This window comes from Geobacillus sp. 46C-IIa, assembly GCF_014679505.1.
In the GTDB taxonomy this organism is placed as follows: domain Bacteria; phylum Bacillota; class Bacilli; order Bacillales; family Anoxybacillaceae; genus Geobacillus.
The window spans coordinates 3036686-3056867 of the sequence record NZ_CP061474.1; the positions used below are offsets into that span (position 1 = coordinate 3036686).

Sequence of the window (20182 nt, forward strand, 5' to 3'; positions counted from 1 at the left end):
AACGATGAGCACCCGTTTATTCGCCCCGGCGGCTCCTATGACGCTTTATCCGCACGAGCAAGAATGTGCACAATTCATCCGGAAACGGTTCCCTGACCGGCTTCCTGCCTACTTCCGCCATGTCGAGCGGGCGCGAACAACGATGTTGCAACGAACTGTCGCCGCGTTGCTGCGGGAGGACGTATTCGGTCTATACTCCCATTCCTACAACTTGCAAGTGATCGGCTCAGTGTATCTCACGAACTGGCACGGGCTGACGCCGGAATGGGAACCGGTCGTCCGCCAGCTGCCGGCCGCCCATTTGCAGGAAGGGATCATGTATAAATTGTTCCCCGTTGCCCCCGGCCAATGTTTGCTGATCCCGATCCACGGCGAATCCGCTTTCCGCCAATGCGACGTCGGTGAAGAAATCATTTGGGTTAGAAACGGCATTCAAACGGTCCAAGACGCCGTTTCCCTTCTTTCCGTGCTAGCGCCGTGCATCAAAGCGGCCGGCGAGGAACACGCATGGGCACAGCTGGCGAAAGAATTGGAAAACGGAACCGCCAACTTGGCGCTTGCCTATTGGCACTTTGAGGAAACTTGCCGGATGATGCGGACGGAAGCTGACGACTTGTTTGCCTACATTGAACAGCGGCGGAGCGACCCGTCATTTTGCCCGACACTGTTTTTCGAACAGCTTTGCATTGAAGGGCATCATCTCCATCCAAGCGCCAAAACGAAGCTGCCGATGTCTGCGGAGGATGTGTTTGCCTACTCGGCGGAGTTTGGCGGTCGACCGCAGCTGCAGATCGTCGCCGTCCGACGCAATTTGTGCGAGTTCCATTTTGACGGATACGAGGATCCGAACACCTTCTTGCTCGACCATTTTCCGGCGCTACGCGGCCTGGTTGCAGAACGCTTTCGGCAAGCGAACAAGAGGCTGGAAGACTATGTGCTCGTACCTGTCCACCCTTGGCAATACGAGCATATCATTCCTGACACCTACCGTGAGGAACTGCGCGACGGCCGCCTTTGGCTGATCGAAGGGGCAACGATCCCGGCGCAGGCGACCGCCTCATTCCGGACCGTTTTGGCGAAAGAAGCGCCGTTGTATATAAAAACCGCCGTCCATAGCCAAATGACCTCGACGGTCAGGTCCATTTCACCCCAGTCGGCCAACAACGGCGCGGCGTACAGCCGGTTGTTTCGCACGATTATGGAAAGGGAAAACATATTGTCCGGCCTCTTTCTTCCCGTTTGTGAAATCGGCGGCTGCTCGTTCCGCTCGGAAGACCCAAAAAAAGCACGGAACTTATCGGTCATTTATCGTGAAGGGATGGACCGTTTCATCGGCGAAGGGGAAGTCGCCATTGCCGGCACCTCCTTATATGCCCCATCTCCATTTAGCGGCCAGCCGATCATCGTGGAGATCATCGAAGCGTACGGCCGCGGGTGCGGCCAGCCATCGTCCCACGAAGCGGCGCTTTCCTTTCTTCACGAGTACGCCGCCATCGCCGTCCGCGGCTTTTTGACGCTGCTTGTCAAATACGGCATCGGACTCGAAGGACATTTACAAAATACGATTCCTGTCTTTCGACAAGGAAAACCGGTCAAATTGCTGTTTCGCGACTGGGGCGGCATCCGCCTGTACCGGCCGCGCCTTGAGCGCCAAGGGCTCGAGATCGATGTCCGGCCGGAATCGATCACCGTCACCGACGATTTGCGTGAAGCGCAAAACAAAGTGTTTTATACGGTCTTTCAAAATCAGCTTGGGGAAATCATCCGGCACATCAGCCGCCGATGGGGCATCGCTGAGGAACAAGGCTGGGCGTGCGTCCGCCGCCAATGTGATGCGGTGTTTGCCGAATTGGCGAAAGATCCGAGCCTAACGTTAGCGGTGGACGAAGACCGCGAAGCTTTATACCGGCCGTTCGTCGACCATAAGGCGCTGACAAAAATGCGGCTGCAGCCAGAGGCGAAGACATATTGTTTCGTTTCCGTGCCGAATCCGCTAGCAATAAGCCGATAAGGGGAATTCGATATGCTTCTGACATCGAAAAAACCGTCCCCTTCCTTCGCATTATTTTGGCGCCCGTTCCGTATTTATTGGGGCGGAACGCTGCCGGCCCGCATCGGGGAGTGGGCTGATTTCATCGTTTTAAACTGGGCCGTGCTGCAGCTTTCCCGCTCGCCGCTCGACCTCGGCGTTCTCAACGTTTGCCGGCTGCTGCCGATTTTTCTATTCAGTTGGCTCGGTGGCGTGCTCGCCGACCGCCTTCCGCGGCGCCAAGTGCTGGCCGCCTCCTTGCTTGGCATGGCAGGTTTTACTTTGGTGATTGCTTGGTTGCTGTGCGAGCCGTCTTTACTCATTTGGCTGTTTGCCGCTGTCTTCGTCCGTTCGGTTTTTATGGCCATTGAGACGGCGGTACGCAATGCGTATATCGCTGATCTTGTTCCAGGCGCGGCACTCTCGAGCGCCATTTCACTGCATACCGCCGCGCTTCATATCGGAAAAATGTTCGGGCCGGCGGCGGCCGGATGGTGGCTCGCTTCGATGGATGGCGTCCCGCTGCTTGTCGTCTACAGCGCGATGCTCATTATCGCCGCTCTTGCGGTATCGTCTTTAGAGGACGGCCGTCCCCGCCGCCCGGCTGTGCGTCCGGCGGAAGGCGACAAAGGGGAAGCCATCCGTTATATCAGGGACACCCCGCTCATCCGAGCGCTGCTCGCCCTTTCGGTCATCCCGATGACGTTCGGCTTTGCCTATTCGGCTATCACCCCGCTTCTTGTTGACGCGTTGGCCAAAGGTGATGCCGAGGATTTCGCCTTGCTGCTTTCCGTCTCATCTGCCGGCGCACTGCTTGGCACGACTTGGCTTTCCTTTCGGCCGGTCAAGGCGGTCGGCAAATGGCTGATCGTTTCGTTGCTCGCCTTTTCTTTATCGTTGCTTCTATGGATCGTCTCGTTTGAACATCAGCTGCTTTGCCTTGCCGCCATGGCGTTGGCCGGGCTGACCGGGCAACTGTATCGGACGCTATGCCGCCTAGCCGTCCAACTGACCGTTCCGGATCAGTTGCGCGGGCGGATTATGAGCATCGCCTTAATGGACCGCGGCTTCATCCCGCTTGGCACGCTTTTGCTTACCGCCATTGCCGAGTACGCGGGGGCAAAAACCGCCGGCTATGCGATGGGATGGCTTTGTCTTCTTTGCGTCCTTGCCTTTTGGCGGCGAAAAGAACTATGGAACATCTCCACAGGAGGACGAACATGGAACGATTGAATACTGTCATTCAAACGATCGCGAGCCGCAAGACCAAACAGCGGTCTCCGCTTTGCGCCTATGTGTATGACTTGGGAGGCCTGCGCGCCCACACAGCCAGCTTATCCGCCCCGCTTCCCCCTTCCGTGCAGCTCTTTTACGCCGTGAAGGCGAACGCGGATGAGCGCATCTTGAAAACGATCGCGCCGCATGTCACGGGTTTTGAAGTCGCCTCGGGCGGCGAGCTGCAAAAAGTCCGCCGCCTGTTTTCCGATGCACCGGTCATTTTCGGTGGGCCGGGAAAAACGGATGAAGAGCTTATCGCAGCGCTCGAGGAGCGCGTAACTCTTATTCATGTCGAAAGCCTTTGGGAACTGCAGCGGCTCAGCTGGATCGCTGCCGAGCGGCAAACGACCGGGCACGTTCTCTTGCGGGTCAATTTGCGGCAAGCGGCCTCAGGCGCGACACTGCATATGGCTGGAAAACCGACCCAATTTGGCATCGACGAACGGCACATCGCCGAAGCCATCCGTACAGCGATGCTGCTTCCGTCTATTGATCTGCAAGGATTTCATTTTCACTCGATGTCTAATCATACCGACGAGCAGGCCCATCTTTCTTTTATCGAAACGTGCCTGTCGTTCGTCGCGCAAGCGGAAAAAACATACGGGCGGCCGTTTTCGGTCGTTAACGTTGGAGGCGGAGTCGGCGTCCATTACAACGACCCGGATCGGCAGTTTCACTGGGATTGGTTTGCCAAAGAGCTAAACTCTCTGCTGCGCCGCCATGCTTCCCAGCATTGGACAGTCATTTTCGAACTTGGCCGCTTTATCGCTGCTCATAGCGGATATTACGCTGCGGAAGTGCTCGATTTAAAAAACAATTATGGAACGTACTTTGCCATTCTTCGCGGCGGCACCCATCATCTCCGGCTGCCGGCGGCTTGGAAAATGAACCATCCGTTTCTTGTTATTCCGATCGACGAATGGCCTTACCCGTTCGGCCGCCCGTCTTTGTTTAACGAACGGGTGACGTTAGCCGGCGAGTTGTGCACGCCAAACGACGTATTGGCTCGGGATGTGCCTTGCGCCCGTTTGCGCGTCGGTGACATCGCGCTGTTCCGCTGTGCCGGCGCCTACGGCTGGGACATTTCCCATCATGACTTTCTAAGCCACCCGCACCCGGAATTTATTTACCTTGAGCCTTCGACATAACAAAGCGGGCCTCCATTTGGAAGCCCGCTCGTTTCCTTGTTTACACCGGCGGCTTTTCCGTTGTGACGTACGTGCCGGCGATAAAATCGTGAATCGACCGTTTGTCTTCCCTTGCGGCCACCATAATCGCGCTGATGATCAGGCCGATGCCAAACGTGATAAAATAAACGATTCCACCGACGAACGAGCGCAAAAACATCGTGCCGATGCCGACTTTGCCGCCGTTGACTTTCGCGATTCGAATGCCAATCATCCGTTTGCCGACCGTGTACCCGTACCAAACGGCTGGAACAATTAAGGCGTAAAGCAAGTTGGCCAAGGTCGTAAACCAGTTCGTTTCCATACTGCCCGTAATCAAATAGCCGATGACCGAAATCGGAATGCCGACCACAATAGCGTCCAACAAGCTAGCCAACAGCCGCTTCCAAAATCCAGCCGGGTTCGTCACCGCCATATGCCTTCCCCCTTCCTGCCTTTTCTATATTGTATTCGTCATCAACAGTACAATTGTCATTTTAACCTAAATTCAGGCAAGAAATCCATACGATCAAGGGCGGTCAAGACTTTCCGGTCCAGAGTTCTGAGCCATCTTCGAATCGGCGAAGACGAAAAGTTTCCCTAAAAGGGTGGTATTTGTGAAAAATCCGTATATAGTAAACTAAAAAGCATTCCCTTTGCGTGATGAGCTCAGCAGCTGGCATGGGCAGACGGCGACATTTTTCATGAAAGGCATGACAACGTATGTGGGAGCTTATTTTCGTATTTGCCATTCTGTTTGTCGGCAGTTTGATTCAAGGGGCGAGCGGATTTGGTTTCGGCTTGTTTTCTATGGGGCTTTTGCCGATTTTATTAACCTTTAAGGACAGCACATTATTAGTGCTCGCTTTGACGATCCTTATATCACTCCACGTGGCGGTCAAGTTCAGAAAATCCATTCGCGGCAAAGACCTTCTTTTGATTTTGAGTTTCGCCTTAGCGGGGCGCGTGTTGTCATTCTTTATCCTGAATTTCTACGGCGAGACAGAGGTCATGCGAAAACTGTTGAGCCTTGTGCTCATTGGGATGGTCATTTATCTTTATATGAGCGAAAAAAACGCTTATGCCCCATCATTTGAAAAGCCTGTCTTTCCTATGTTGATCGGTCTGATCGGCGGAATGATCGGGGGAATCTTCGCCGTAGGCGGTCCTTTTTTCGTCTTTTACTTTCTGATGCGCTATAAAGAAAAAGAAAGCTATAATGCCAATCTCCAAGCGTCCTTTGTCATTATGAATAGTTTTACGATCGTTTTGCATGGCATTCATGGAGACTTTACCGATTCGTTCGTTCTTTACTTTTTGCTTGGGGCCATTGCTGTATTAGCAGGTGTACGCGCAGGGCTGAAATGGTTTGAACGCCTGCCGCATACACGGATCAAAAATGTGGCTTCTTTCATTGTGTTTGCAGCGGGAATGAATTTGTTGATCTTTTCGTAGCATGTGAAAAGGATGCCCGAAAAAGCGGGACATCCTTTCCACTCATACATGGGGAAACCGACCATGATCGCCGTATCGGCCAGGCTGATATTGACAGTTTTTCTCCCCTCTTTACTTCAGCTTAGCGACCACCGCCGAGAAATCGTCTGAAAGCGGTTCTTTTTGGACAAAATGGCGGCGCAGGCGAGCTAACAGCGCACGCTCGTCGAGCGAAACATACGGCGCCAGCGCATCGCGAAACGCCTCGATATTTTTCCGGACAGAACCTACCTCCCCTTCGATGGCTCCATCGGAATACAACACAAGCGTCGCCCCCGGTTCATAACTCAGCTGACCGCTATCGATGAAAAGGAACGGGAGCAGCCCGATCGGCGCACAACCGCGGTCCAATTCGGCCACCGTGCCGTCCGGCTGGAACAAAAACCCCGGCGGATGGCCGGCCGATGCATATTCGATCACCCGTTCCTTCACATCAACAAGGACATACACGGCGGTGAAATAATACGTCATCCGTCCGTTTTCATGATACAGCTGGCGCATATGCCGGTTCAGCTCGCTGAACACTTCTTTCGGGACGATCCCTTTGCGGATGATGCCGTTAAGGAGCGAGCGGACCGACATGCAAATCAGCGATGCCGCTGCTCCGTGCCCCATCACGTCCATTAAAAAAATGCCGTACCGCTGTTTGTCGATCGGATACCATGCATACATGTCGCCCCCCAGCTCCTGCGACGGGATGTATGTTCCAGCGATGCCGATCCCATTGGCTGACAACGGCTTGCTTAATACGCGCTTCTGCACTTCGCGGGCCAGCTTTAAATCATCCTTCATTGCCTCAACGTAAGGCGACTCGCGGAACGGGCCGGAAAACAAAAACAAATAAAAGGAAATGCCCCCTTCTTGGTCGTGAACGGCTCGCACCGTCGTTCGCCTAACAGACACAGATCCGTTTTTCCGCCGCCAGCGCACCCGTCCTTGCCATTCCCCGCCTTCGTCAATTCCAGTTTTGATCACTTCGTAAAACCAGGAATCATAATAGCCGGCATAAAGCGTATGCAGCGGCTGACCGATGACTTCTGCACTGTAGCCGGTGATTTTCGTAAACGCCGGGTTGACGAACCGAACGGCGAACTCGCCGTCGGTCACGAGCATCGCCTGTTCGATCATGGCGTACACTTGCTCGGCGAGCCGAAGCTCGTCCCCCGCTTTTTTCACTTCAGTAATGTCCGTGACAAAGCCGCTGATCAATTTTTCTTCCTCCGCTCCGCCAAACACGGGAACCGTCCGCTCAAGCACCCAGCGCACGGACCCGTCCCGCTGGTTAACGATGCGGTATGTTTGCGTATTCACTCCAGCTTCCCAAGGGAACGCCCACTTTTCCTCCGCTTTAGCGCGGTCATCGGGATATAATATTTTCATCCATACATCCGTATCATGATAAAAGGAGGCCGGAGGCAAGCCGTATAGCTGTTCACATGACGAAGAAATAAACAATACTTTCCTTTGATCCAGCGCCGCCAGCCAGTATACATCATCACGCGGTCCGAACAGCACGTTCATTTTTTCGAGGCTGTCGAGCAGTTCCCGCCATGTGAAGTCTTTGTAGTGTCGAAGATATTCCAAAAACCCGTTGATCATGAAACGTCATTCTCCGCTGAAATAATCGATCGCTTCCTTTTCTGTGGCGAATAATTTAATAAACGAAGAAAATTTGACAATATGGAAAATTTCCGCGAGCGACCCTGTCACTCCGGCAACGACCAGTTCTTTTTGCTGGGCTCTGGCGGCCATCACGCTGTCGGCGATCATGCCGAGCCCGGCGCTGTTGATGTAGTTGACCGCTTCCATGTTAACGATCAACTGGTCAGCCTGTTCGGCTAACAGCCGTTCAAGCGCTTGGCGAAACGATTCCACATTATTTAATGTGATATCTTCTGTCCATGTCAGTGTGCAAATTGCCCCTTGTTTCGTCTCCATCCTGCTTCCTCCAATGGTCACTCATTTTTTTTGCATTTGCACATGCAAAGCAAAACGTTATTTCCCGTTCGCTTCACGTATACATCGTCGACAATATGGGCGATTAGCTGCAGCCCTCTGCCGCGCGGCCCGGTGTTCACGCCGTCGGTTTTGGCGACGGAAAAGCATCCCCCTCGCTGCTTCACAATAATTGTGAACTGGGTTGTGTCCATTTTCCAAAATATTTTAAACGGTAGTCTTCCTGTTTTTTGACAATATTCATACGCGTTCGTACACGCTTCCTCCGTCGCCAAGCGAAGAAAAAGGCAGTCGCGCGGCAAAAATCCCACTTCGTTTGCCAGCTGCTCGGTAATGTCCATCGCTTTTAAAATGTCTGCCGTTTTCATGATCGTCATCGTTCGGATCATGATCACATGCTTCATCGGCATTCCCCTATCTTTCTTTGCTTGCACGCGCAGTCAAACGCAACATGGCAGCTTTTTCACTATAACACGCTCGGATGCTGGGAAAAACGGATTGGAATGCTATCTTTTCTTCCTTATTGTTCCACCCCTACAGGAAAAATAGTGCTTATTAATAGTGCTTATTTACTATATTATCATTATAATACAAAATGGATTCCATTCCAATTTCCTACACTTTTTGTCCCCAGCGTTCGCTTTCGAATACAACACTTCCTTAGCTCGCATGATAAAAAAGGAACATCATGGCTCCTATCGTCCGATGATGCTCCCCTAATGACGCTGCCGGCGGTGACTTAGCTGATACACAAGGGCAATCAGCTGCGACCGGTCGTTGACACCTATCTTTTGAAAAATATTCGTGATGTGATTTTTCACTGTATGGACACTGATGAACAGTCGTTCTGAAATTTCGCGGTTGCTGCAGCCTTGGACAAGCAGTTCAAGCACATCCATTTCCCGAGCCGTCAGTTGTTCAGACAACATTTGAACATTGACCGCCTGTCCGCTCCCGCCTTGAGCGGCGCCCTTCATCATCATCGCTCCGACGGACACTAGCGCTGTCATATACACTTCAGCTTCTTTCGCTTCGTCCGTTTCCTTTAAATGGACCGCAAGAACGCCATAATGACCGTCGCGGACAAAAAACGGCACCTCCATTACTGTTTTGTCTCCTACTTGGCGCAAAGCCGGGACTTGGTTTTTCGCCGCCTGTTCAATGCCGCAGCCATAACGGCGGAGCACATCATCCCGGTAACAAGACGCCATTTCATTGGAAATCGCCCCCTCATGAACGATGACTGTCTTGCCGCCGCACAATATCGCGCAAACGAAATCGCCATAAGCAAGCTCGATCGCGAACTCGGCCATCATGCGGACGATTTCTTCCTCCTGTTGTACAACGCGCATCGCTCGGCCGATTTCGATTAACATTGATAAGCGCATGAAATGGCGGTCCATTTTTGCATCAGCGGCCGCACATCTTGCAAGCAAATGCCCGTATTGAACGAGTGCGGCGCCAAGCGGCTGCATTGCCGCCGGCAGCGAAGAGGCAGTCTCGCTGCCAACAACGACCCACCCTTCCGCTTTTCGCCCATATACCGCCGGATATACGATCATCGCCTTCGGACGGATGCCATGACGGACAAAAAACGAAAAGCGCGGATCTAACGCCGCATCTTGAAAATAAGCAGGATAGAGCGGTGGTTCGGGGAAAGAGAGCGGCGGAAACAATTCATCAACCATCTTGCCATATAGCTGCCCGGCTTTCCCGCCGCTCGTTGCCGCCACCACCCATCCTTGCTGGCGCTTTTCAATATACAACGCCATATCAAGGCGCTCGTTCATCTTGCGCAGCTGATGAAGTAGCTTGTCCGCGCCATTTAGGGCAGCGCGATCGGTTACCGCCGTTTTCAGCAGCTGTCCGTATTCATTGTACCTCTGTTTGCGGCGCTCGCCGCCAATCAGTTCTCCACAAATAGCCGCCATCTTTTCGATCTCGTTCAGCTTTGCTTCGATCGCCCGAGCCGGCAGCGCGTCTGCCTGTTCGATGGCGGCCGTCCACTCCCGGGCATCGGAAACTGGCTGTTCGCAAATGAGCCATTTCGTTTCTTCTTCTACAAACACACCAGCCCAAATCCAATATTCTGCCCTCCCGTCGACAAACACAGGAGCCATGATGCTTTTCATCCCTAAATGCCCGGCTGGTACAACAGCCGGCCGACGCCACCCATCAACTGCCAACTCCTCGGGGCAAAAAAGTGATGAGGCCCCCTTTTTCGCAGCAAATAAAACGAGCTCCGCCAGCTCGGTCATATTCGATACTTTCGTTACTGGATTGCCGCTGCTATCCACAATCATGATGCTTAACTCCGTTAATGACGCATACGCATCTTGGACATATTGCAACAAATCATTGATCGCCAATTCGCCCTCAACTCTCCTAAATCATGTTTTTTATCCTTATCTATTATGGACAAACGAACTGCAAGAAATCAAGTTTCCGCCTCGGGCGAAAGCAAAAACAATCCGGCGCGGCGCCCGCATGAAACAGGCGGCCGACGCCGGAGAAAATCAGTGTCGTATAGGCTGGTGAACAAGCGGACGGCATGAGCCCCACCTGCTAGAAACAAAGTTACCAATTGACATGCAGCTCAAGCGCACGCAAACCATCAGCCAGCTGCCGTTTCATCTCCGCCAACGCTTCTTCTGTCTTCGCCTCAGCGCGCAAGACAAGAATCGGTTGCGTGTTCGAAGCCCGCACCAATCCCCAGCCTTCATCGAATTGAATGCGGGCGCCATCGACATCGATGATTGGATAACGTCCGGCAAATCGGTTTTTCACGGCAGCGATGGCCAAAGATTTTTTCTCCTCTGGGCAAGCAACACGGGTTTCCGGTGTCGCCACATAGTGCGGCACATCGGCAAACCATTCAGAGAGCGGACGCTCGTCGTGCGATAAGAGACGAAGCAGCCGCCCCGCAGCGTACAAGGCGTCATCGTAACCATAAAATTCGTCATTGAAGAAGAGATGGCCAGACATCTCACCGGCAAACGGAATGGACGGGCGGCGCCGCAACGTCGCTTTTACGTGCGAATGGCCGGTGCGATGGAAAAATGGTTTTCCGCCAAGACGCTTAATTTCTTCCACGAGCGCTTGCGAACATTTTACCTCAACCGGCGCCCTAGCTCCCGGATGGCGCTTAAGAATGTCGCGCCAGAACAATATCATCAGCTGGTCGCCCCAGCGGATTGTGCCCGTTTCATCCACAACCCCGATCCGGTCGCCGTCACCGTCAAATGCGATGCCTACATCCGCCTGCTCCTTGCGCACCGTTTTGATCAAATCGGCTAAGTTTTCCGGCACGACCGGGTCAGGATGATGGTTCGGGAACGTCGGGTCGGATTCGCAATAGAGCGGAATGACATCACAGCCCCACTCTTTTAGCACTTTTGGCGCAATGATCGACGGGGTGCCGTTGCCGCAGTCGACGACGACTTTCAGCTTGCGCGGCCCGAGCTGGATTTTCTCCTTCAACATCTTGATATATGCCCGGGCAAAGTCAAGCGTTTCCTCGCGCCCACGCGCCGTTTCCGGGGGCGCCTGTTTTTGGCTCAGCCGCTCCATCGCCCGCCGCAACGCTTGAATGCGTTCACCATAAATCGTTGTTTTCCCCATAGCGATTTTAAATCCATTCTCGTCGCCCGGGTTGTGGCTTGCCGTGACGATCATGCCGCATGCAATGTCTGTGTTGTATAAGCTGTAGTAAAACATCGGTGTCGTCGAAAGCCCGATATCAATGACATCGCAGCCGCCATCGAGCAACCCGCTTTTCAGCGCCCGATGCAGCGCCGGCGACGACAGGCGATTGTCATGGGCGACGACCGCCTTCCGTTCGCCTTCATTTTGCATCATTTCGGCAAAGGCCCGTCCGAGCCAATAAGCAAACGACTCATCGAGCTCCTCACCGGCACGCCCGCGAATGTCATACTCTTTAAATACGTGTGCCGGCCATGCGAACGGTTTCGTGATCGATGTCTTCATCGAAAACCACCTCCACCGAAATCGATTGAGCGATCGCTGCTGTCAACAAGTATGATAGTGTTGATTCCGCCCCCCGATTCGGGTTCGGGCCGTTCGGACCAAGCCCATCGCAACAGCTGCCGTCGCTTCGGTCGGCTAGCGGAACGTTGCCATCGTTTTTTCCGTAAAACCAAGCGAGACAGCGACGGACAACATCTCGGTACCGCCCGCCTCCCGTCGCCCAATACGCTTCGCGCGCCGCCAAGGCGAGCTTCATCACGTCAAGCGGCTGCTGATCCCAATCGGCACGGTAGCGGCGGCTGCACCAACCGCGGTTGCCGATCGGGCGGATCGTCCCCTCGGCTCCACTCATCATCTCTATTAAAAAGGAAAGACTTTCTTCCGCTACCTCCCTCACCTCTTGCCTTGGCGCACGCCGGTACGCCGTCCAAAGCGCCCACGGCAGCACGCCGTTCCCATAAGTCAGCTCCGGCTCGTACCAACGCCAGCCGTCGTCCGCATGCGTCCAATACGCCGCAAGCAACCGCCGCTCAAAGCGCCCGGCCAGCGTCGCTAATTCCTCCTGATCGACACCAGGTGGGCTTGCCTTCTCAAGCAAGGCGCCGCAAGCTGCCAAGCCCCAAGCGATGCCGCGCAGAGAGCGAAGCTCCCACGCCGCCGGCATCCCCCGGCGCAGCACATCCGCGGCCGCCTCGCGCCGCGCCGGATCATTCAGCTGGATGTACGCTGTCGCCGCCGCCCAAAACGACCGCCCGAAGCAGTCTTCTGACGGCGTTTCCGCCTCTTTCGTCCGGTCGAAGAAAAAATTGTTATGGAATGTTCCATCATCGTTTTGTGCCCAAAGCAAAAATGCCAAATACCGATCAAGCAAGCGGTACAGCCGTTCCGCCATCCGTTGATCCTTAAGCAGGGCAAGCCACTCTAGGCACGCCCATATGGCACGGGCGTTGTCATCAGTCGAATAGCCTTCGCGCCGGCGCGGAATGCGGCCGAGGCCATGCTCGAGCAGCCCGGTGTCGTCAGTCATGCGCTCGAGATGGTCGAACTTAATGACTGACGAAGTCAACCGCCTTCACCTCCCTGCTGTGAGCGGCAGCGCATACGCGCGCAAATAAGGCGACATGGTGTTCGCCGACGCGCGGCCAATGCGTGTTTGCCCCAATTTGGCGCACGATCCCCTCCCAGCGCTCCAACTCCGCCTCGTCGGCCAACAGCTGCGCGAGCCGTTCCTCCCAGATGGCCGTGTTGCCATAGGGCAACAACAGCTCTTCGCAACCTTGCAATAAATCACGCGCATGCTCGTACGGCGTTGAGACAACCGGACGCCCGACACCGACCGCATAGGCGAGCGTGCCGCTCGTGATTTGTTGCATGCCAGGGTACGGGGTGACATACAAATCGCACGCCGTCAAATAATCGATCAGCTCTTCCTCAGTGAAATACCGATCTTCCATGCGGACATGACCATCGAGTCCGAGCCGGCGAATCAACGCTTTCAGCTCCTCACGGTACGCCTCGCCTTCCCGTTTCTTCACTTCCGGGTGCGTTTGTCCAGCGATGACATACAGCGTTTCCGGCACCTTGCGGACGACGCCCGGCAGTGCGGCGAGCACGGATTCAATGCCTTTGCCGCGGCTGAGCAGGCCGAACGTAAACATCACTTTCCGGCCGTGAAACCCGAGGCGGGAGCGCAGCGATTCGCGTTCCTCGCCTCTTGGGCCTGGGGCGCCGTGCGGAATGTAGACGATTTTTTCCTCCGGAAGGCCGAACGCCTTTACTAAGTACTTGATAGCTTGACGGTTCATGACGATAATCGCATCGCTTGCCGCGGCGATCTTCTCCTGAATCGGGCGATACGGCGGCTTAGGATCGGCAAACACTGTATGAAACGTCGTCACGAGCGGTTTTTGGAGCGCCGCGATGAAATCGAGAATGTATTCGCCAGCCTCGCCGCCAAAAATGCCAAATTCGTGCTGCAGGACGACGACATCAATCTCACTTTCATTCACTCGCCTGGCCATCTTCGTATAAGCGGCGCGGTTTTGCGTCGGAAGCGGCCAATACGCGTCGTTGCCGCGATAGGCGTCATCGCCATCGCTTTCGTTATAAATGACAATCACCCGGTCGCCCGCTGACAGTCCGCGGACGCTGTCGATGCTTTGACGAAGATGTTCGGTAAACGTGGCTAATCCGCACTTGCGCGGCGGATATGTACTGACGTACGCAATTCGGGTCATGCTTGCACCGCCTCCTTAAACTGATTAATAATTGAACCTTCGAACACTTCTCCAGCCGGTGTCACCGTCCGATAGCCGAAAATGCTGTTTTGCAGACGGCTGCGGTCACGAATAAGGGAGCGATCCCAGACAATCGTATGCGCGCAATGAACGCGAGCGCCGATTTGACAATGGTCACCGATGACGGCATACGGACCGACGACCGCTTGATGGCCGATTTTTACATTATTGCCAATTAACACAGGAGGTACAAACAGTACACCCGAACTAATCTTGACATTTTCTCCAACAAACACGCCCGGCTGAATCTCGCGCCCTTTGATCGGCAACGGAAACTCCCGGTTCAAGGCATCCCAATGCACTTGGCGGTAACGGGCCGGCGTTCCCATATCGCGCCAATATCCACTGCTGACAATGCCGTAAACGCCGGTGTTTTCTTCGATCAAGCGCGGGAACGTTTCGCGTTCGATCGACACCTCCTGCTCAGCCGGAATGTAGCGCATCACGTCCGGCTCCAAAATATACATGCCGGCATTGATCCGGTTGGATGGCGCTTCCTCACGGCGCGGCTTCTCGATAAAGCGCAAAATTTGTCCGCGGTCGTTTTGTTCAACTACTCCATAGGAGGACGGATCGTCGACTTCCGTTAAGACAATCGTCGCGATGCCGCCGTGTTGCCGGTGAAAATCAAGCAGAGGAACCAATTGCGGCAAATGCACGATATCAGCGTTAAACACGAGGAATCGTTCGTCAAGCCAACGTTCGGCATTTTTAATCGCCCCGGCCGTTCCGAGCGGGAACGGTTCAAGCGCGTATGTAATTTTGACGTTCAAACCCTTCCCGTCGCCGAAATAACGGCGGATCACTTCTGAACAATGGTGAGCGGCGATGACAAATTCATTGACTCCTTGATCGCGAAGATGGAGAATGAGGTGCTCAAGCCATGGCCGATTCGCAATCGGGGCCATCGGTTTGGGGATGTTTTCGGTCAATGGGCGAAGACGCGTACCTAATCCTCCTGCCAGCAACAATGCTTTCATTTCGTCATCCCTCCATACGATTTTTTTCGCAAAAAACAGACAATCATCTTGATGGATGAACGAGAAAATGAAAGTGGTTCATAGATTGCTAGCACTCATCTAAGTCGGTTGCTAATAATAATATACATAATATTCCTTCTCTTACGCAAGCAAAATGATTGTCAGATGGTGTCGATGAATAATTATTCATTGTTTACAAGTTTGGAAGCTTGGATTCCCTCCCTCACCCTTTCTTTGCGGTATAATGAATACCGTTAATGCTATATATATATGTGAGGGAGGAGGAGAATACGCCATGATTTCTTCATCTTTCTGTTACCATGTCGGTATTGCCGGCGCCGGTGCGTTCGCTGAATTTCTCGCCGGCGCGCTCGCACCGCTTCCTTCCTTTCATCTCGCCGCTGTCGCCGGGCGGACGGACACCAAACGCCGGCGCGTCATCGACGCTTATCTTCGCCGAAAGCCGCAGGCGGGCGATGTGCGCGAATACCGCCAAGCAGAAGAACTGATCGCTGATCCGCATGTAGACATCGTCATTCTGACCACCCCACCGCACTTGCACGCCCCGCTCGCCAGGCAGGCGCTTGAGAAAGGAAAACATGTACTGCTCGAAAAGCCTGGCGCCCTTGCTGCCGAGAAGCTCCACGCCAACACGGAACTTGCCAATCGCCGACAACGGGCGCTGGCCGTCAATCTCGTCTTGCGCTACCACCCGCTTGTGGAGGCCGTCAAACAACTCATCCACCATGCCCTGCTTGGGACTGTAGATTATGCGAGCCTACACAATGCGGCCCACCGCGTCGCAAAAGGCCATTGGTTTTGGGAGGAACGGCAAAGCGGCGGCATTTTCATCGAGCATGGCGTCCACTTTTTCGAAGTCGGGCGCGACTGGTTCGGCGAGGCGGCCGGAGCACGGGGCTTCGCCTTAACGGATCCGGACGGCACACGGCCGCGCGTCGGAGCCACTGTCATCCACGAACAGGGCGGCCGCCGCATTCCGGTTCACTATTACCACGGCTTTACGATGGACCTTGCCGCCCCAGAATCAACGCATTGGGATATTCATACAACACGCGGGCGCATCACGCTTGACGGCTGGATTCCGATGCATCTGTCCGTCTCCGGTCTCGTCCCGGCCGATGAGGCGGCGTATATGGACGCTTTGCTCGATACCATTCCGAAACAACCGTCCGCTCGCGCCATCGAACAAGTCAGGCAAGCGGCCGACCGCCTGTTGCCGTCGGTTCCGCCGTCAGACGCCCCGCACATCCCGTACGAGCGCACGGTTACTCTTTCGGACCGCCACGGCTGGTACGAGGCGATCGCTCAAGCGCGCTTTCTTGACTTTTGCCGCTTGATCGAAAATCCGAATGAACGCGGTCTTGTCACGCTGCAAGACGCCATCGCTGACCTCGCTTTGGCCGAAGCGTGCACCGTTGCGGATGAAGCGATCAACCCGCTTTCCACCCGTTGACACAGCAAAACAAAAAAGCCTGGTTGCAACTACATGATAAACGACCGCAACCAGGCTTTTTTCATCTCAATCGGCGACAACTTCCCCTCAACCGAACGATTGAAGCGCATCCGAACCTCAAAAACGCCCTCCTGCACTTCCCGGTCCTCCTTCCCCGCTTAACAACGCCTCAACCGTGGGGAGATCAGCCGGCGCCCATGCCAGGGCACGAAGCTGGGAGAGCGGCACCCATCGGAGCTCAGCATGCTCCCGCACCTGTGGCTCCCCAGCAATAAGACGGGCTTCATACGTCCGCAAATGGACGATGGCGTGCTCATACCCATGGAACACATCGGCCAACAGCTTACCAACCGAAATGGTGCAACCAAGTTCCTCGCGAATTTCCCGAACTAAAGCCGCTTCTGGGCTTTCTCCTTCTTCCACTTTGCCTCCTGGAAACTCCCAAACGTTCGGCAATGACATATTCGGCCCGCGCAACGCGCATAAAACGTCCCCCTGCTTACTGCGGATGGCTGCCCCAACCACATGAATGACTCGCTTCATTGCGAATCCGCCTTTCTCATCCATATACGCTATTTTAGCAAAAATCACTTTGTTTTCCAAAATAGTAGAACTCCTTTGAACATTATGTTATAACAAACATAGAACCTTTTTACTAGGAACTACGTATTCCCGAATAAGGGAAGAAAATAACCGACAAGGGGGAGAATCGATTGTTTAAAAAACTACTAAGCTCCATCGGCATCGGATCCGCTACGGTCGACACGAAACTTGCTAAAGCGAAATACGCCCAAGGGGAAACGGTCGAGGGGGTCGTTGAGGTTCGCGGCGGCAGCGTTGAACAGCGCATTGATGAAATTTATTTAGCACTCGTCACCACATACATTCGCGAAATCGATGATAAGAAAGTCGAAGAAAAAGCTGTACTCGCCCGGTACAGAGTGTGCGACTCCATAACGATCCAGCCGAATGAAACAAAAACGATTCCGTTTCAATTTGCCTTGCCATATGACGTACCGGTCACACTCGGATCTTCCAAATCATGGCTGCAAACCGGCCTTGACATTAAAATGGCACTTGACCCGCAAGACCGTGATTACCTCACCATCGAACCGCACCCGCTCGTCGCAGCATTTCTCGAGGCAGCCCACCAGCTGGGATTCCGCCTCCGCCATGTGCAGTGTGAACAAGCGCCGCGCTATTGGCAACGGCGGCTGCCGTTTGTCCAAGAGTTTGAATTTCGACCGACAGGGGGAGCATTTCGAGGCCGCCTTGACGAATTGGAGGCCATCTTCTTTGTTTCCGAACATGGAGTGGAAACCATTTTAGAAATTGACCGCAAAGCGCGCGGATTCGCTGGATTGCTCGCCGAGGCGCTTGACATGGACGAAACGCTCGTCCGGTTTACCTACGGGCCGAACGATATCGAATCATTGCCGCAACTGCTGGCCAATGCCATTCGTCAATATAGCTGAACCGAAAAAGCAAAAGGGGCCATCGGCCTCTTTTGCCCCATAATGAAGCAAATCGACAACTTGCCCCTATGTCCCCTCTATCGCTGCTCTACAGACAAAACAGCATAGTTTCTTTCAACGAAAATGCCAGCAAGTACTTAGGTCGTCCATTGATCATGAACAATCCCAACCAATCTCCATAAGCCGCCCTGTTGCTCAAAGACAAGGCACAAGCTCTTCCAATCCATACCGTCATATTGCTCGTCAAAACCGGTAAAATGAAACTCCACGAATACTCCATTGGGATATACTTCATGAATGTTTTCTAGTGTATTCCCTTTGCCGATCACGATGTTGTTTCCAATCATAAGGCTGTCTCAAAAGGTCGTTAAACCGACCTTTTGGAGACAGCCTCTGTTTCTTTTCTTTCCTATTTGGTTATTTATTCCTTTTTTTGAAACGAGAATTTCTCCTTATTTCTGAATTTTATCCTGTTTTTTCTTTGTTGGATCGGTTGTGGCCGCCCACTTTCTCAAATTGTGGGCAGCACAAATAAGCCCCCATTCCAAGGTAATTTTTGGGATCCCTCTTAACAAAAAGCGCTGAAATTGCTGGTTGTGCTTGATTTGCCCAAACACCGGCTCGTTTTCGATTTGTCGTTTTCGGTACGTCGCCGCCCCTTCTTCCTTGGACAGCCGTTCACGGATCTCCTGCCGTTGTTGTTGATTTTTCAAGGAAACGCGGATGGTTTTCGTGTCTTTGCCTTTGGCGCATGCCGTCTGAAACGGGCATCCGGCACAAGCCGTACAACGATACGTCCGTTTGACGGTAACATACCCGTTGTCGGTCGTTTCCTTCCGTTCATACAAAAACACCAACCGTTCCCCTTTGGCGCAAATCCACTCGTCCAACTCCTCATCATACGTCATGTTCTCGATTCGGCCGATCTCCTTCGCCCACGCTTTCGTTTGTTCCCGATCCAACGTGTTGTACTTGATCAGGGCGACGATCTCCTTTTTCTCACCGTACGTGTAGTTCTCCTCACTCCCATAGGCGGAATCCGCAATGGCTTGTTTAGGCATTGGACGCCCATAGGCGGCCAATTGCTCCAAATGCGGGATGAAACATCCGGCATCCCCTGCCCGTTGATGGACGCTAAATCCCGTGATGAATGGGTTCTCTGTCCCAATCTGCACATTGTACCCCGGTTTGAGCTGGCCGTTTTTCATATGGTCGTCCTTCATCCGCATAAACGTGGCATCCGGATCCGTTTTCGAAAAACTGTTCCGTTCGCCTAATCTTTCTTTGTATTCTTCATATTTTTTCTTACGGGGGAGAAGATCTTGTTCCAATTGCCGTTTGGCTTTCTTTAACGTACGATTCTTCGGCTCTTTCTTTAGGCGCTCTTCCACTTGTTCGATGACGGCTTCGATCCTTTCGGACGTGATCGGTGAAGCTTCCAGCTTTTCTTGAAAATCCCCCTCTTGTTCCGCCTCTTCATCTTCTTTCGTCACCTGTTCGATCGAGGCAACGATTTTCCGGAATTTCTCCTCCAGTTTCTGATCGTACTTTTCCGTTGATTTGCGCCAAACGAATGTGTATCGGTTGGCATTGGCTTCGATTTTCGTTCCATCCAGAAAATAATCCTCTAACTTGACCAATCCTTCTTGACGCAGAAGATCGACAATGGAGAAAAACGTTTCGTAAATGACGTCCTTCATCCGTTCCGACCGAAATCGGTTGATGGTGCGGAAATCCGGTGTTTGATGGCCGGATAGCCACATAAAGTAAATGTTTTCTTTCAACTGCTTGGCGATTTGGCGAGAGGAGTAGATCCGATTGGCATAGGCAGACAGGATGACTTTCAACAACATTTTCGGATGATAGGCTGGACGTCCTCCGCCGGGATAGAGGGAAGCAAGCAGAGCCGGCTCCATTTTTTCCACTGCTAGATCCACGATCCGGCAAAGATGATGTTCCGGAATGAAAATGTCAAGATCCATTGGCAAAAGGAGTTGATCTCGGTTATAATAAATGTACATAAGAAAACCGTCCTTTCTTTGGTAG

General features: G+C 53.4%; 18 protein-coding genes. 6 read left to right on the forward strand and 12 right to left on the reverse strand.

Annotated features, from left to right (window positions below; translation table 11 throughout):
- Nucleotides 1–4: 4 nt before the first annotated feature.
- From IC803_RS15275 to IC803_RS15285, 3 genes are read left to right on the forward strand one after another with little or no spacing between them, the layout of a single operon-like run.
- Nucleotides 5–2011: an IucA/IucC family protein gene (locus IC803_RS15275; protein WP_158083293.1), complete on the forward strand. Its 2007-nt coding sequence runs from the start codon at nt 5–7 to the stop codon at nt 2009–2011.
- A 12-nt stretch (nt 2012–2023) separates the two neighbouring features.
- Entirely contained in the window at nt 2024–3262 is a 1239-nt protein-coding gene (locus IC803_RS15280; RefSeq protein WP_081209762.1) for an MFS transporter, read from the forward strand.
- Complete coding sequence (locus IC803_RS15285) at nt 3250–4455, forward strand: type III PLP-dependent enzyme (RefSeq protein ID WP_081209764.1); 1206 nt, start codon at nt 3250–3252, stop codon at nt 4453–4455. Before IC803_RS15280 ends, IC803_RS15285 begins: the two co-directional genes overlap by 13 nt.
- Nucleotides 4456–4495: 40 nt before the next feature.
- On the opposite strand, the gene IC803_RS15290 is transcribed toward IC803_RS15285, so the two are convergent.
- Nucleotides 4496–4909 carry an RDD family protein gene (locus IC803_RS15290; RefSeq protein ID WP_081209766.1) on the reverse strand — a complete coding sequence of 138 codons (414 nt, stop codon included), beginning with the start codon at nt 4907–4909 and terminating at the stop codon, nt 4496–4498.
- A gap of 287 nt (nt 4910–5196) precedes the next feature.
- Here IC803_RS15290 and IC803_RS15295 point away from each other — a divergent pair, with 287 nt between their 5' ends.
- Nucleotides 5197–5928: a sulfite exporter TauE/SafE family protein gene (locus IC803_RS15295; RefSeq protein WP_081209768.1), complete on the forward strand. Its 732-nt coding sequence runs from the start codon at nt 5197–5199 to the stop codon at nt 5926–5928.
- Nucleotides 5929–6039: 111 nt separating this feature from the next.
- Here the strand turns inward: IC803_RS15295 and IC803_RS15300 are convergent, their stop codons facing one another.
- The 8 genes from IC803_RS15300 to IC803_RS15335 all read right to left on the reverse strand — a co-directional run bounded on the left by IC803_RS15300 (nt 6040) and on the right by IC803_RS15335 (nt 15187).
- Nucleotides 6040–7566, reverse strand: a complete 1527-nt coding sequence (locus IC803_RS15300) for a SpoIIE family protein phosphatase (RefSeq protein ID WP_081209770.1) — start codon at nt 7564–7566, stop codon at nt 6040–6042.
- 6 nt (nt 7567–7572) lie between these two features.
- Entirely contained in the window at nt 7573–7905 is a 333-nt protein-coding gene (locus tag IC803_RS15305; RefSeq protein WP_081209772.1) for an STAS domain-containing protein, read from the reverse strand.
- A gap of 17 nt (nt 7906–7922) precedes the next feature.
- Nucleotides 7923–8327: an ATP-binding protein gene (locus IC803_RS15310; protein ID WP_081209774.1), complete on the reverse strand. Its 405-nt coding sequence runs from the start codon at nt 8325–8327 to the stop codon at nt 7923–7925.
- A gap of 312 nt (nt 8328–8639) precedes the next feature.
- Nucleotides 8640–10292 carry a helix-turn-helix domain-containing protein gene (locus IC803_RS15315; RefSeq protein ID WP_081209776.1) on the reverse strand — a complete coding sequence of 551 codons (1653 nt, stop codon included), beginning with the start codon at nt 10290–10292 and terminating at the stop codon, nt 8640–8642.
- A 208-nt stretch (nt 10293–10500) separates the two neighbouring features.
- Complete coding sequence (locus tag IC803_RS15320) at nt 10501–11910, reverse strand: phosphomannomutase/phosphoglucomutase (protein WP_081209778.1); 1410 nt, start codon at nt 11908–11910, stop codon at nt 10501–10503.
- Entirely contained in the window at nt 11861–12976 is a 1116-nt protein-coding gene (locus IC803_RS15325; protein ID WP_143421091.1) for a glycosyl transferase, read from the reverse strand. The genes IC803_RS15320 and IC803_RS15325 overlap by 50 nt, the downstream gene beginning before the upstream one ends.
- Nucleotides 12957–14147: a glycosyltransferase family 4 protein gene (locus IC803_RS15330; protein WP_081209780.1), complete on the reverse strand. Its 1191-nt coding sequence runs from the start codon at nt 14145–14147 to the stop codon at nt 12957–12959. The genes IC803_RS15325 and IC803_RS15330 overlap by 20 nt, the downstream gene beginning before the upstream one ends.
- Nucleotides 14144–15187, reverse strand: a complete 1044-nt coding sequence (locus tag IC803_RS15335) for a nucleotidyltransferase family protein (protein ID WP_081209782.1) — start codon at nt 15185–15187, stop codon at nt 14144–14146. The genes IC803_RS15330 and IC803_RS15335 overlap by 4 nt, the downstream gene beginning before the upstream one ends.
- Nucleotides 15188–15482: 295 nt before the next feature.
- Here IC803_RS15335 and IC803_RS15340 point away from each other — a divergent pair, with 295 nt between their 5' ends.
- Nucleotides 15483–16661, forward strand: a complete 1179-nt coding sequence (locus IC803_RS15340) for a Gfo/Idh/MocA family protein (RefSeq protein ID WP_081209784.1) — start codon at nt 15483–15485, stop codon at nt 16659–16661.
- 117 nt (nt 16662–16778) lie between these two features.
- Here IC803_RS15340 and IC803_RS15345 read toward each other — a convergent pair whose 3' ends face one another.
- Nucleotides 16779–17204, reverse strand: coding sequence for a (deoxy)nucleoside triphosphate pyrophosphohydrolase (locus IC803_RS15345; RefSeq protein ID WP_081209854.1), 426 nt, complete (start codon nt 17202–17204; stop codon nt 16779–16781).
- Nucleotides 17205–17374: 170 nt separating this feature from the next.
- On the opposite strand from IC803_RS15345, the gene IC803_RS15350 reads away from it, so the two are divergent.
- Nucleotides 17375–18136 (forward strand): sporulation protein, encoded by a 762-nt coding sequence (locus tag IC803_RS15350; protein WP_081209786.1) that lies wholly within the window; start codon nt 17375–17377, stop codon nt 18134–18136.
- 137 nt (nt 18137–18273) lie between these two features.
- Here IC803_RS15350 and IC803_RS15355 read toward each other — a convergent pair whose 3' ends face one another.
- Together IC803_RS15355 and IC803_RS15360 are read right to left on the reverse strand one after the other, a co-directional pair.
- A complete protein-coding gene (locus IC803_RS15355) occupies nt 18274–18465 on the reverse strand; it encodes a hypothetical protein (protein ID WP_223811989.1) in 192 nt (63 codons plus the stop codon).
- Between the two features lie 123 nt (nt 18466–18588).
- Nucleotides 18589–20157: an IS1182 family transposase gene (locus IC803_RS15360; RefSeq protein ID WP_081209790.1), complete on the reverse strand. Its 1569-nt coding sequence runs from the start codon at nt 20155–20157 to the stop codon at nt 18589–18591.
- Between the last annotated feature and the right edge of the window lie 25 nt (nt 20158–20182).